Here is a 12198-nt window from a genome sequence, read left to right as displayed (position 1 = left end):
GCCGAATCCGGCGACATGCGAAACGCCAAGATCGTCTGTACGATCGGTCCCGCGTCGGACGACCGGGACACGATCCGCGGCCTCGCGGAGGCGGGGATGTCCGTCGTCCGGCTGAACGCCAGCCACGGGACGACGGACCACCGGGAAGCGGTCATCGAACGCGCCCGCGCCGTCGACGACGAGATCGACGACCCCCTCGCGGTGATGGTCGACCTGAAGGGCCCGGAGGTCCGGACCGCCGAGCTCGACGAGCCGATCCGGCTCGCGACCGGGTCCGAGGTGACCTTCGTCGAGGGCGACGACGCCACCCCCGAGCGCGTCGGCCTCACTCACTCGATCGCGGCTGCCGGGCCGGGCGACACGGTCCTCCTCGACGACGGCCGGATCGAGTGCCGGGTCGAGCGCGTCGACGGAGAGGCCGTGGTCGCCACCGTCGTCTCCGGCGGGAAGCTCAGCTCGCGGAAGGGCGTCAACCTCCCCGGCGTCGCCATCGACGTGGACCTCGTCACCGCCGAGGACGAGGCCGAACTCGACCTCGCGGCGCGGGCGAACGCCGACTTCGTCGCGGCCTCGTTCGTGCGCAACGCCGAGGACGTCTACCAGATCGCGGACGCGTTAGAGGAGCGCGGCGGCGACGACATCCCGATCGTCGCGAAGATCGAGCGCGCCGGCGCGGTCGAGAACCTCGACGGGATCGTCGACGCCGCCGACGGCGTGATGGTCGCCCGCGGCGACCTCGGCGTGGAGTGCCCGCTGGAGGACGTGCCGGTGATCCAAAAGCGGATCATCCGCAAGTGCGTCAACGCGGGCGTCCCCGTCATCACGGCGACGGAGATGCTCGACTCGATGGTCTCCTCCCGCCGGCCGACCCGCGCGGAGGCGTCCGACGTGGCGAACGCGGTCCTCGACGGCACCGACGCCGTGATGCTCTCCGGCGAGACCGCCATCGGCGACGACCCGGTCAACGTCGTCGAGACGATGGACCGGATCGTCCGGGAGGTCGAGTCCAGCGACGAGTACGCGGAGACGCGCGAACAGCGCGTCCCGACCGCCGCGGAGGGCTCGCGGACCGAGGCGCTGGCTCGATCCGCGCGCTACCTCGCGCGCGACATCGGCGCCTCCACGGTCGTCGCCGTCTCGGAGTCCGGGTTCACCGCCCGAAAGACGGCGATGTTCCGACCCGGCGTCCCCGTGGTCGCGACCACGCCGAACGACCGCGTCCGGCGGCAGCTCGCGCTCTCGTGGGGCGTCCGCCCCGTGCTGACCGAGTACGCCCACGACATGGAGACGATCCTCGACAACGCGGTCGACGCCGCGCTCGACCGCGGCGGGGCGAAGTCGGGCGATACCCTCGTCGTGCTCTCCGGCATGCTGACCGAGTTCGAGGGGACGAACACGACGAACACGCTCAAGGTCCACGTCGCCGCCGAGACGCTCGTGACCGGCAAGGCGGTCGTCGCCGGCAGCGTCGCGGCCCCGGTGTACCGGACCGCCGACGGCGACCTGAGCGAGGTCCCCGAGGGGTCGATCGTGGCGCTCGGCCCCGGCTTCGAGGGCGAGTTCACGGGCGATCTGGACGCGGTCGCCGGAATCGTCGACGCCCGCGAGGGGATGACCGGGTATCCCGCGGTGATCGCCCGCGAGCTCGGCGTCCCGATGGTCTCGGGCGCGCGGCTCCCCGAGAGCGTGACCGACGGGACCGTGGTGACCGTCGACGGCGAGCGCGGCGTGGTCTACGACGGCGACGTGATCGCGGCGGCGCGGAAGCGGTAGGGCGGACGGGACCCAGGAGGCCGCCGTCCCACCCGCCAGCCATTTACTGATGAGCCGCCTAGCCGCGGGCATGAGCAGCGACGACGACCGCGACGACGTGCGGAGCCGGGCGAACGAGACCCGTCCGGACGAGGCCGAAGGCGGGGACAACGACGACGAGAGCGAGTGGCGGTTCGCCGTCGACGACGTGGGTCCCGGCGGCGTCACCGAGGACACCCACACGCCCGAGAGTGAGCCGATCGAGCCCGGGTCGATCGACGCCGAGCACGCCGTCTTCGTCGCGCTCGGCGTCGTGCTCACGATCGGCGTCCTCTTCGTCGGGTTCTGACCGTCGGCGTTTCGCACCACCACTTATACCGCCGGGGCCGTACGTCCGGACATGGACGTGCTCGCGCAGTCCGGGCTCTTCGCTCCGGACACGCTCCCCCTGCTGTTGTTGACGGCCGGGCTGTTGCTCTCGATGGCGGAGGCGCTCGCTCCGGGCGCGAACTTCATCGTGATCGGGATCGCGCTGATCGGAGCGGGGCTCGGCGGCCTCCTCCTCACGTCGCTCGGGGTCGTCGGCGCGGGGCTGACCCTGGTAATGGCGCTCCTGACGCTCGTGTTCGGCGCGGCGGCCTTCTACGGCTACCACGAGTTCGACCTGTACGGCGGGAAGGGCCAGCGACAGACGAGCGACAGCGACGCGCTGAAGGGGAAGACCGGGACCGTCACCGAGCGGGTGACCACCGCCGGCGGCGAGGTGAAGCTCTCCGGCGGCGGCTTCAACCCCCACTACTCCGCGCGCTCGATCGAGGGGACGATCGAGGAGGGCGAGGAGGTGATGGTCGTCGATCCCGGCGGCGGTAACGTCGTCACCGTGGAGTCGATGGGGTACGTCGAGGACGACATCGACAGGGAGCTCGCCGCGGACAGGGCCCGGAAGGAGGCGCAGCGGGAGGCTCAGCAGAAGGCGCAGAACTCCGACGCCGACGCTGACGAGCGAGAGACCGAGACCGAACGCGAGTGACGGCGAGGGCGACGGCGATTCGATAGTTGAGCGATTGAGAACCAGCGACAATCACTTATAAACCGGCAGCGGCGGCGCGTGCCTCCGAGTGGCCGCCGAAGGCGGCCGCGAGGAGCACGCGCGAGGGACGCGGTGAGCGCTCGCAGAGCGCGAACCGCGAGGCTGGGGAGGCGTGAGGCTGCGGTGCTGTGCGGTCGGGTGGGACTCAAAGGGGCAGTCGCGAGGACGAAGACGGGCGATGCAAGGACCACAGGGAGCGAGCGCTGCGAGCGACCGAGGACCGCAGCGAGCCCTTCGAGTCCTCGCGGCTGGGGCTTTGGAGGTGTTCTCCGCGGAATCGTCGATCACGTACAGCCGAGCGGCTGGGGCTTTGGAGGTGTTCTCCGCGGAATCGTCGATCACGTACAGCCGAGCGGCTGGGGCTTTGGAGGTCTTCACCGCAGAGTCACCGGAGTTCACTTATAAGTACGCGCTGAACGCTCGCCGTACACGGTATTCCACAGAGAACGCACAAAAATCAATACGTCAGTCTTATCGCCACTCGTCGGCCGGCACGCAGTCCGACGCGCGGACCGTGATCCACCGGGTCGTCCGCTCGTCGGGATCGCGGTCCGCCTCGAAGAACGTCACCTCCTCGTCGTCGGCGTCGCCGTCGGTCCCCTTACAGACGAGCTCCGACTGCTCGGCACGGATGCGCGTCGATGACGTGGACATACGTGCCGATTCGCTCCCGATCGGATAATAAGTATTGGTTTTCGATCGCCATCGACGAAACAACCGTCATAGCTGATGCGAATTAACCAAAACCCGAGTAAACCACTTGCCGGATCCGAGCTCCCCCTACAGCCGGACGGGCACGCCGCGCTCGTCGAGGTACCGCTTCGTCTCCTCGATCGAGTAGTCGCCGAAGTGGAAGATGGAGGCCGCGAGCCCCGCGTCGGCGTTCGCCTCGGTGAACACCTCGTGCATGTCCTCGGGACCGCCGCAGCCGGAGGAGGCGATGAGCGGGGTCGAGACGGCCTCGCCGACCGCCTTCATCAGCGGGACGTCGTAGCCGTCCTTCGTCCCGTCCTTGTCGATGGAGTTGACGAACAGCTCGCCCGCGCCGCGCTCCTCCGCCTCGATCGCCCACGAGACGGCGTCGATGCCGGTGCCCTCGCGGCCGCCCTTCTTGGTGCACTCGAACCACACCCGCTCGCCGTCCTCGTCCTCGTAGAAGTGCTCGCCCTCATCGTCGTACCGGCGGCGGGCGTCGACGGAGATGACGATGCACTGGCTGCCGAACGCCGCGGCGCCCTCCTCGATGAGTTCGGGGCGTTCGAGGGCGCCGGTCGTGATCGACACCTTGTCCGCGCCCGCCCGGAGCGTCTCCTTGATGTCGGCCGTGGTGCGGATGCCGCCGCCGACCGTGAGGGGGATGAAACACTCGTCGGCGACCGCGTTCACCACGTCGAGCATCGTCTCGCGCCCCTCGGCGCTCGCGGTGATGTCGAGGAAGACGAACTCGTCGGCGCCCGCGGCGTTGTACTTCTTCGCCAGCTCGACCGGGTCGCCGGTGTACTCCAGGTTCTCGAAGTTGACGCCCGTGTACACCGCCGCGTCCCCGTCGTCGTCGAGGTCGACGTCGATACAGGGGATGATCCGCTTCGTGAGTCCCATTCGTTACCGGTCGTTGGCGGCGGCCGAGGTTAAAAGGCGCGGGGACGGTCGGCCGGTCCGCACCACCGATTGGGGGTCACTCCTCCGCCTTCCTCCCGTCTCCCTCTCCGCCCGCCTCCTCCCCGTCCCCTTCCGCGTCCGCCGCCGACGCTCGCCGGTCGTACTTCGCGACGGCGCGGTCGGCGCGCGTCGAGATGCCGTTCGGGTTCCGGGCGGGGCTCCGATCCCGGCTCCGCGCGACGAGGCCGTCGGAGCTCCCGCCGGCGAGTCCGAAGATCACGTCGCGGCCGGTGGCGGCCCACCGCGACGGCGTCGACTCGCCGCGGAGCACGTCGCCGGCGGCCCCGACGGCGTCGGTCACCGCGTGCGTCCCGGCCCGCGCGATCACTGACGGACGGACGCCGTAGTTCTTCAGGAGGCGGTACGCGAGCGCCCGGTACTTCCACCCCCACTCGCGGGCGCTGCGCCCGCCGTCGGCCGCCGTCGGGCTCGGGAGCTCCTCGGCGACCGCCATGGCCTCGCGCCACGCCACGGTCCGCCCCATCTGCGCCAGCCGGTGGGCCGCGTCGCGCGCGCCGCCGGTGTTGAGGTACTCGTCGAAGCCGTCCAGATCGCGGAGCGCGTCCCGCCGGAAGGCGACGTTGCCCCCCTCGAAGTAGGTCACCTCGGTGCCAGCGATGGACCGGCGCTCCGGCCCGTCGCGGGCCTCTCCGTCGGAGGCCTCTCCGTCGGAGGCTTCTCCGTCGCGGGCCTCGTCGTCGTCGCGCTCGCCGTCGCTATCGGAATCCGCCCCGCCGCCGCGCTCCGCTCCCCCTTCCGGGTCGATCGGGATCACCGGTCCCGTCACGACGTCCGCGTCGGCGAGCCCGTCGCGGACGGCGTCGAGCCATCCCTCCCCGATCCGGTTGTCGTAGTCGACGAGCGCGACCGCGTCCCCGGTGGCGACCTCGATGCCGGCGTTGCGGGCGACGTTGACCGTGCGGTCGGATATCTCCACCAGCACGTCCACGTCCTCGCGGTCCCGCACCATCCCGGTGGTGCCGTCGGCGGAGGGGCCGTTGGCGACGATCACCTCCGCCTCGGGGGCGTGGGCCGCCAGCGCGTCGAGGCAGGCGGCCAACCGATCCCGCCCGTTGAGCGTGGGAACGACGACCGAGAGGTCCATACGGTCGGGTATCGAGGCCGAGGATTAAAAAGGGCTCTGTGCGGGTCGGCGGCGCGGCCGCGTCGCGACCGGTCGGCGAAGGTCCGGACGGGGTGACCGATCAGACCGTCAGGTAGTACACCTGCTTGCGCGCGTCCTTGAAGCTGTAGCGGGAGTCGACGAGACCCTCCTCTTCCAAGCGGTTGAGCGCGTAGCGGACGGTCCGGTCGGGGAGCAGCGACTCGTCGGCGAGGCCGCCCTGCGAGAGGGGAGCGTCGCCCTCCAGTACCTTCGCGACGAGCTTGGCGCTCGGGGGGAGCTCGCGCAAGCGATCGCGGTACTCGGCTTCCGACAGACGGTCCTGGTCAGCGGTCTCCGCGGGACTGGTACTCATGTCTCATGTCCAATCTACGCCTATTGGTAAAGGTTGGCTACATATAGGGCAATTCGATTGGAATAATATAATGTGTTAATATCACAGTTCGGCCGACCGTCAATCCCGATCGATCATGGACGTTTTGGCGCGGTGGCGCGTACGAACGGTCGATGATTCCCGAGTCGCACGTCGACATCTTCGAATCGGAATCGTACGCCCACTTCGCGACGGTGATGCCGGACGGGACGCCGCACGTCACGCCGGTGTGGGTGGACCACGAGGACCGCGAGTACGTCCTCGTCAACACGGCTCGCGGCCGGCAGAAGGAGCGGAACGTCCGCCGAAACCCCGAGGTGGGCGTGAGCGTGCTCGACCCGACCGACCCCTACCGGTACGTCTCGGTACGCGGCGAGGCGGAGCTCACCGAGGAGGGCGCGGCCGAGCACATCGACGAGCTCGCGCGGCGGTACTTCGACGTCGACGAGTACCCGCACCACGGCGAGGAGTCCGGGCCGCGAGTCATCGTGAAGATCCCGGCCGAGAACGTGGCGACGAGCGGCTGACCGGATCGGCTCGTCGACTGACCTCCCGCTCGACCGGCCGTCCCTCCCTCGGTCGTCGACGCCGTCGACGCCGAGTAGGCGCCGACCGCATCCAGTACGGTTTTGTCGGTCGGGTGTGCAGTACGCACAACGTGAAGGGACAGGACTGGTACCAGGCCGACGAGGTCGCGGAGGAGTACGAGGACGTACGGTTTTCCGGCGGCGGGGAGCTCATCGACCGGCGCGAGAAGGAGGCGGTGCTCTCGGCGCTCGGACCGATCGAGGAGGGACACCGCGTGCTGGAGGTCGCCTGCGGCACCGGCCGGTTCACGACCATGCTCGCGGACCGGGGCGCCGACATCGTCGGGCTCGACATCTCCCGCGAGATGCTCGAACAGGGCCGCCAGAACGCGGCCGAGTCGGGGCTCTCCGACACGGTGGAGTTCGTCCGCGGCGACGCCTCCCGGCTCCCGTTCCCGGACGACCACTTCGACTCGGTGGTCGCGATGCGATTCTTCCACCTGATGGACGACCCGGTACCGTTCGCCCGCGAGCTGCGCCGCGTCAGCGCCGATCAGGTGTTCTTCGACACGTTCAACAGCCGCAGCCTGCGGACGCTGTACACGTGGCTGCTCCCGATGGGCTCTCGGCTCTACTCCGAGCGGCAGGTCGTCGACATGCTCCGCGCGGCGGACCTGACGCTCGCGAGCGAGGAACACGACTTCGTGCTGCCGTACGGCTTCTACCGCGAGCTTCCCGGCCCCGTCGCGAAGCCGTTCCGGGCGATCGACGAGCTCGTCGGCGACACGATCCCGGGCGACTACGTGGCGTCCGTCTCCTACTGGGACGCTCGGGTCTCCGGGGACTCTACCGACAGCGATGACGCCGCCGACGCGGACGCCGAGTGAGCTACGCCGACTCCTCGACGACTTCGCCGACCGCGAAGTTCGATTTGACCTCCGTTACCTCGATTTTCACGCGCTCGCCGACCTCCGTGTCCGGGACGATGATCACGTACCCGCGCTCGACGCGGGCGATCCCGTCGCCCTGCTTCCCGAGGTCCTCGATCTCGACGTAGCGCATCTCGCCGGGCTCGACGGGGGGCTGCGGGCCGTCGTCGGCGCGGGACGCCGAGGCGTCGACGCCCTCGTCGGCCGCCTCGGTCGCCTCCGACTCGGACCGATCGATGAGCGCGACGCGGTACGTCTCGCCCGGCTCCAGCGAGCCGGTCTCGATCTCGCGTCGCGGGACCTCCACGACGTACTCGCCGTTTTCCTCGCGAACGTCGGCGCTGAACAGACAAAGGAGCTTCTCTGAGATCTCCATAGTAGACTCCAGCGAAACGTGGGAGCGAACCTGTATAGTTGTACCGCCGACACGCTCGGCTCACCCGTCGAGGGAGGCGCCGACCAGCGCCGCCTCTCCCTTCCGGAGGTGGGCGCCGGCCGTCGACGGCGAACACCCGATCGCCTCGGCGACGTCGGCGACCGAACCGGACCGGGGCACGTCGTAGTACCCGGCGCGGTGCGCGGCGCGGAGCGCCTCTCGCTGGCGCTCCGTGAGGCCGACGCCGGCCAACCGCTGGCCGCCGCCGTACGATCCGATACGCTCGATCGTGACATCGATGGGGTCCGGAACCGCGGAGAGGACACCCCGTAACTGGTTCGGCGGGCCGATCAGCCCGAACGACAACCGACCGCCCGATCGGTACACGACCGGGGGTACAGAGAGGAACTCCGTGTCGACGAACGCTCCGAGAAACGCCTCCAGCGGCCCGCCGAGCCGCTCGTACGCCTTCAGATAGAAGGCGTCGTCGCCGGGGGCAGTCTCGAACCGATCGATCGAATCGACGGTCCGCAGTCGCTCGAGGTATCGCTCTCGGGGGGCGACGACGCGGAACAGCGTGACGAGCGTTTCGTCGGGGAGTCGCCGCCACGTCAACAGCTCGGTGCGCCAGCCGTCGCCCTCGTCGAGGAAGCCGTGCATCGGATGTCGGACCGACGGGGGAAACGCGAACTCCGCGCGAACGTATCGCATACTCGTCGATACGGCCGACCGTCACTTGAACCCACCAGCGTTTGCTTATAAGTACACGGATGGATGCGTGTAAAGACTCAGCGGTCTCCCACCGCGATCCGTTCGTATGGATGGGACGACGCGCCCGCCGGATCCCGGCGGGCTCCCGGTGCTCGGCAACGTCCGCGAGCTCGCGAGCGACGCGCTCGGGTTCTACGAGCGTCGATCCGGACACGGCGGGGTCGTCCGGTACGACGTGTTCGGCACGGAGAGCTACCTCGTGAGCGATCCCGAGGCGATCAGACGGGTCCTCGTCGCGGACCACGATCGGTTCGTGAAAGGCGAAATGCCCCGCGAGCAGCTCGGGGGCCTCCTCGGCGACGGGCTGTTCCTCGCCGAGGGGGAGGCGTGGCGCGAGCAGCGCGCGGCGATCCGGTCGGCCTTCTTCCGCGAGCGCGTCGCCGCCTACGGCGACTCGATGGTCGAACGCGCCCGTGCGACGGCTGAATCGTGGGAGGACGGCGCGGTCGTCGACGCGCACGCGGCGTCGACGGAGTACGCGTTCGTCGTCCTCGCGGAGAGCCTGCTCGGAACCGATATCGAGCGCGAGCGCGAGACCGTCCGCGAGGCAGCCGAGGCCATCACCGAGCGATTCGACATGCGTCGGCCGACCTCGTTCCTGCCCGAGTGGCTCCCGACCCCGACGAACCGCCGATACCGCCGGCGCCTCGACGCCCTCCGCGAGGCGATCCGGGGTGTCGTCGCCGACCGGCGCGCCGTCGACCCGCCGACCGATCCCGCCGCGGCGGACGACCTCCTCGGCACGCTCGTCGCGGCCGCGGAGCTGGGGGCGCTCGACGACGACGAGCTGGTCGATAACGCGGTGACGTTCCTCTTCGCCGGCCACGAGACGAGCGCCCTCGGGCTGACGTACGCGCTCTACTGCCTCGCCGACACACCCGATTTTCAGGCGCGAGTTCACGCGGAGGCGGCGGCGCTCGACGGCGACCCGACGCCCGCCGACCTCCGTGAGTGCCCCCTGTTGACCGCGGCGGTCGACGAGGCGCTCCGTTCGTACCCGCCGGTCCACTCCTTCTTCAGAGAACCGACCGAACCGGTCTCGCTCGACGGGTATCGCGTTCCGGCCGGCGTCGTGCTCACGCTCTCCCCGTGGGCGGTCCACCGCGACGGGCGGTGGTGGGACGACCCCGAGACGTACCGCCCCGAGCGCTGGCTGCGCGATGTCGAGGGCGGCATCGCGCACGGCGACGACCGCCCCGGTCCGGCGATCGGCGAGCGTCCCGAGTACGCGTATTTCCCGTTCGGCGGCGGGCCGCGCCACTGCATCGGAATGCGATTCGCGCGTCAGGAGCTCCGGCTCGCGGTCGCGACGCTCCTCCGTCGGGTTCGACTGGAGCCGGTGACGACCGACCTGTCGCTCCGGGCGAGCGCGAACACCCGGCCGGACGGTCCGGTGCGCGTGCGAGCCTTCTCGCGAGACGAACCGCTCGACGACCGCGATCCGTTCACAAAAGTTGACGAATAGACATATGTGCTCCGGCGTAGATTCCCCGGGTATGGCTCTCTCAGACAGCGGCGCTCGCCGTCGCGTCGCCGTCGCGCTCGCGCTCGTGGCGCTCCTCTCACCGCTCGCGACGGGGATCGCGGCGGCCCAGTCGGTACAGGGGCCGTCCGGCTCCGTGATCGTCGACGAGGGGGAGACGGTCGACAGCGTCGAGACCGCGGCCGCGACCGTCGTCGTGTACGGCACCGTCGAAGGGGACCTCTCCGGCGCGGCCGGGTCGATCCGGATCGCCGAGTCTGGCCGCGTCGGCGGGAACGTCCAGGCCGCGGCCGGGACCGTGGTCGTCGACGGGACGGTCGACGGCGACGTCGAGGTCGGCGCCGGCTCCTTCGAACTGACGGAGACCGGTCGGATCGGCGGGTCGCTGGACGTCGGCGCGGGCTCGGTCAGCGTCGACGGCGCGGTCGGCGGAGACGTCAGGGCGGCCGCCGACTCGGTCACGCTCGGACCCAACGCCGACGTCGGCGGCGAGTTCAGATACGACGCGGAGTCGTTCACCGAGAGCCCGGACGCGACGGTCGCCGGCGGCGTCGTCGAGGATCCGAGCCTCGGCGGCGAGGGGGGAGCCGGGATCGGCGGCGGCGACTTCCTGCCCTCGTGGGTCGGGCCCGCGTACGGCGTCGCGGTCAACCTCGCGTTGGGCGCGGTTCTCCTACTCGCGTTCCCGCGGTTCTCGCGCGGTGTCGCGGACCGAGTCGCCGACAGGTCCCTCCTCAGCGGCGGGGTCGGCCTCCTCGCGCTGGTCGTCACCCCTATCGCGCTCGCGCTCGTGGCGGTCACGATCGTCGGAATCCCGCTCGCGCTCGTCGGAATCGTGGCCTACGTCGTCGCGCTCTGGGTCGGCTCCGTGTACGGGCGGTACGCCCTCGGATCGTGGGTGCTCGACCGCCTCGGCAGGCCGAACCGGTGGGCCGCGCTCCTGCTCGGCGTCGTCGGCGTCGCCCTGATCGGACTGGTCCCGTGGGTCGGCGGAATCGTCGACCTGCTGGTCCTCCTCCTCGGGCTCGGCGCGCTCGCGCTCGCGCTCCGAGACCGGTATCGGGGACGGAACGACGCGACCGTCTCCGACGGCGACCCGGTCGAGTCGGACTGATCGCGGCTCTGCCCGCCTCGGCCCGCCCCGCTCCGCCACCGGCAACCGTCGCCACCGGACCAAGGCCTTTCTCGCGGCCCGCCGAACCGTGACCCATGACCGAACCGGACTTCCCCTACGGCGCCGTCTCGTCCCCGATCGTCACGCCGTTCGACGCCGACGGCGGCGTCGACGTCGACGCGCTCGCGAACCACGTCGAGACGCTGGTCGACGCCGGCCTCGACGGGATCGTCCCCTGCGGAACGACCGGCGAGTTCGCCAGTCTCACCGACGCGGAGCGGCGAACCGCGATCGAGACCGTCGTCGACGCGGCCGACGGCCGCGTCCCCGTGATCGCCGGCGCGGCGGACACCAGCGTCTCGGGCGTGCGCGACCGCCTTCGGTTCGCCGACGAGGCGGGCGCCGACGCGGGGCTCGTCACGCTCCCGTACTTCCACACCTCGACGGGGCCCGACGGGCAGCGGGCCTTCTTCGAGCGGGTCGCCGACGACGCTCCGGTCCCGGTCTACCTGTACGACATCCCGGCGACGGTCGGCGAGCCGATCGACCCCGACGTCGTCGCCGACCTCGCCGGCCACGAGTCGGTCGTCGGGCTGAAGGACACGTCCGGCGACCTCACCGGGCTCGACGCCGCCCTCCGTCGGACCCCCGACTCCTTTACCGTCTTCCAGGGCGTCGACGCCCAGCTCTACCCCACCGCGTCGCTCGGCGTCGACGGCGGAATCAACGCGCTCTCGCAGGTGATCCCCGAGGCGTTCGTCGCGCTCGGCGAGGCGCTCCGCGCCGGCGACGACGGCCGCGCGCTGGCGCTCCACCGGGAGGCGATCGCCCCGCTCTTCGCCCGGTGCGCCGAGCACGGCTTCGCGCCCGCCGCGAAGGTCGCGGCCGCGCACCGCGGCTTCATCCCGGACCCGCGGGTCCGGCCGCCGCTCACCCTCCCCGACGCGGCGGGGCGCGAGGCGATCGCCGACGACGTCGACGCGGCGCTCGACGCGGTCTGA

14 protein-coding genes are annotated in these 12198 nt (G+C 70.7%); 8 read left to right on the top strand and 6 right to left on the bottom strand.

Annotation, left to right across the window (positions count from 1 at the left end; all coding sequences use genetic code 11):
- Window positions 1-15: 15 nt before the first annotated feature.
- The 3 genes from pyk to EDM04_RS01690 all read left to right on the top strand — a co-directional run bounded on the left by pyk (window position 16) and on the right by EDM04_RS01690 (window position 2782).
- Window positions 16-1773 carry a pyruvate kinase gene (pyk, locus tag EDM04_RS01700; protein WP_123619441.1) on the top strand — a complete coding sequence of 586 codons (1758 nt, stop codon included), beginning with the start codon at window positions 16-18 and terminating at the stop codon, window positions 1771-1773.
- A gap of 70 nt (window positions 1774-1843) precedes the next feature.
- Window positions 1844-2101, top strand: coding sequence for a hypothetical protein (locus tag EDM04_RS01695; protein WP_123619440.1), 258 nt, complete (start codon window positions 1844-1846; stop codon window positions 2099-2101).
- A gap of 51 nt (window positions 2102-2152) precedes the next feature.
- Complete coding sequence (locus EDM04_RS01690; protein ID WP_123619439.1) at window positions 2153-2782, top strand: NfeD family protein; 630 nt, start codon at window positions 2153-2155, stop codon at window positions 2780-2782.
- 531 nt (window positions 2783-3313) lie between these two features.
- On the opposite strand, the gene EDM04_RS01685 is transcribed toward EDM04_RS01690, so the two are convergent.
- From EDM04_RS01685 to EDM04_RS01670, 4 genes are all read right to left on the bottom strand, one after another.
- Window positions 3314-3496, bottom strand: a complete 183-nt coding sequence (locus EDM04_RS01685) for a hypothetical protein (protein WP_123619438.1) — start codon at window positions 3494-3496, stop codon at window positions 3314-3316.
- A 126-nt stretch (window positions 3497-3622) separates the two neighbouring features.
- A complete protein-coding gene (gene hisF / locus EDM04_RS01680) occupies window positions 3623-4441 on the bottom strand; it encodes an imidazole glycerol phosphate synthase subunit HisF (protein WP_123619437.1) in 819 nt (272 codons plus the stop codon).
- A 76-nt stretch (window positions 4442-4517) separates the two neighbouring features.
- Entirely contained in the window at window positions 4518-5606 is a 1089-nt protein-coding gene (locus EDM04_RS01675; protein ID WP_123619436.1) for a glycosyltransferase, read from the bottom strand.
- 100 nt (window positions 5607-5706) lie between these two features.
- Window positions 5707-5979 (bottom strand): helix-turn-helix domain-containing protein, encoded by a 273-nt coding sequence (locus EDM04_RS01670; RefSeq protein WP_004049512.1) that lies wholly within the window; start codon window positions 5977-5979, stop codon window positions 5707-5709.
- Window positions 5980-6131: 152 nt separating this feature from the next.
- Between EDM04_RS01670 and EDM04_RS01665 the strand changes: the two genes are divergently transcribed.
- A complete protein-coding gene (locus tag EDM04_RS01665; protein WP_123619435.1) occupies window positions 6132-6524 on the top strand; it encodes a PPOX class F420-dependent oxidoreductase in 393 nt (130 codons plus the stop codon).
- 131 nt (window positions 6525-6655) lie between these two features.
- Window positions 6656-7411, top strand: coding sequence for a class I SAM-dependent methyltransferase (locus tag EDM04_RS01660; RefSeq protein WP_123619434.1), 756 nt, complete (start codon window positions 6656-6658; stop codon window positions 7409-7411).
- 1 nt (window position 7412) lies between these two features.
- On the opposite strand, the gene EDM04_RS01655 is transcribed toward EDM04_RS01660, so the two are convergent.
- Window positions 7413-7829, bottom strand: coding sequence for a TRAM domain-containing protein (locus EDM04_RS01655; RefSeq protein WP_123619433.1), 417 nt, complete (start codon window positions 7827-7829; stop codon window positions 7413-7415).
- Window positions 7830-7889: 60 nt separating this feature from the next.
- A complete protein-coding gene (locus EDM04_RS01650) occupies window positions 7890-8540 on the bottom strand; it encodes a helix-turn-helix domain-containing protein (RefSeq protein WP_123619432.1) in 651 nt (216 codons plus the stop codon).
- Window positions 8541-8646: 106 nt separating this feature from the next.
- Here EDM04_RS01650 and EDM04_RS01645 point away from each other — a divergent pair, with 106 nt between their 5' ends.
- The 3 genes from EDM04_RS01645 to EDM04_RS01635 all read left to right on the top strand — a co-directional run bounded on the left by EDM04_RS01645 (window position 8647) and on the right by EDM04_RS01635 (window position 12198).
- Window positions 8647-10065: a cytochrome P450 gene (locus EDM04_RS01645; RefSeq protein ID WP_123619431.1), complete on the top strand. Its 1419-nt coding sequence runs from the start codon at window positions 8647-8649 to the stop codon at window positions 10063-10065.
- 31 nt (window positions 10066-10096) lie between these two features.
- Window positions 10097-11197 (top strand): polymer-forming cytoskeletal protein, encoded by a 1101-nt coding sequence (locus tag EDM04_RS01640; RefSeq protein ID WP_123619430.1) that lies wholly within the window; start codon window positions 10097-10099, stop codon window positions 11195-11197.
- A gap of 95 nt (window positions 11198-11292) precedes the next feature.
- Window positions 11293-12198: a dihydrodipicolinate synthase family protein gene (locus tag EDM04_RS01635; RefSeq protein WP_123619429.1), complete on the top strand. Its 906-nt coding sequence runs from the start codon at window positions 11293-11295 to the stop codon at window positions 12196-12198.

It is taken from the genome of Halorubrum sp. CSM-61 (assembly GCF_003781945.1).
GTDB lineage: Archaea > Halobacteriota > Halobacteria > Halobacteriales > Haloferacaceae > Halorubrum.
The sequence above is the reverse complement of the archived record's forward strand: the minus strand, read 5'-3'. Positions and strand labels throughout refer to the sequence as shown.

Excerpts from the sequence above, each read along its gene's own strand:
- pyk (WP_123619441.1), top strand. The coding sequence starts at position 16 with ATGCGAAACGCCAAGATCGTCTGTACGATCGGTCCCGCGTCGGACGAC.
- EDM04_RS01695 (WP_123619440.1), top strand. The coding sequence starts at position 1,844 with ATGAGCAGCGACGACGACCGCGACGACGTGCGGAGCCGGGCGAACGAG.
- EDM04_RS01690 (WP_123619439.1), top strand. The coding sequence starts at position 2,153 with ATGGACGTGCTCGCGCAGTCCGGGCTCTTCGCTCCGGACACGCTCCCC.
- EDM04_RS01685 (WP_123619438.1), bottom strand. The coding sequence starts at position 3,496 with ATGTCCACGTCATCGACGCGCATCCGTGCCGAGCAGTCGGAGCTCGTC.
- hisF (WP_123619437.1), bottom strand. The coding sequence starts at position 4,441 with ATGGGACTCACGAAGCGGATCATCCCCTGTATCGACGTCGACCTCGAC.
- EDM04_RS01675 (WP_123619436.1), bottom strand. The coding sequence starts at position 5,606 with ATGGACCTCTCGGTCGTCGTTCCCACGCTCAACGGGCGGGATCGGTTG.
- EDM04_RS01670 (WP_004049512.1), bottom strand. The coding sequence starts at position 5,979 with ATGAGTACCAGTCCCGCGGAGACCGCTGACCAGGACCGTCTGTCGGAA.
- EDM04_RS01665 (WP_123619435.1), top strand. The coding sequence starts at position 6,132 with ATGATTCCCGAGTCGCACGTCGACATCTTCGAATCGGAATCGTACGCC.
- EDM04_RS01655 (WP_123619433.1), bottom strand. The coding sequence starts at position 7,829 with ATGGAGATCTCAGAGAAGCTCCTTTGTCTGTTCAGCGCCGACGTTCGC.
- EDM04_RS01650 (WP_123619432.1), bottom strand. The coding sequence starts at position 8,540 with ATGCGATACGTTCGCGCGGAGTTCGCGTTTCCCCCGTCGGTCCGACAT.
- EDM04_RS01645 (WP_123619431.1), top strand. The coding sequence starts at position 8,647 with ATGGATGGGACGACGCGCCCGCCGGATCCCGGCGGGCTCCCGGTGCTC.
- EDM04_RS01640 (WP_123619430.1), top strand. The coding sequence starts at position 10,097 with ATGGCTCTCTCAGACAGCGGCGCTCGCCGTCGCGTCGCCGTCGCGCTC.
- EDM04_RS01635 (WP_123619429.1), top strand. The coding sequence starts at position 11,293 with ATGACCGAACCGGACTTCCCCTACGGCGCCGTCTCGTCCCCGATCGTC.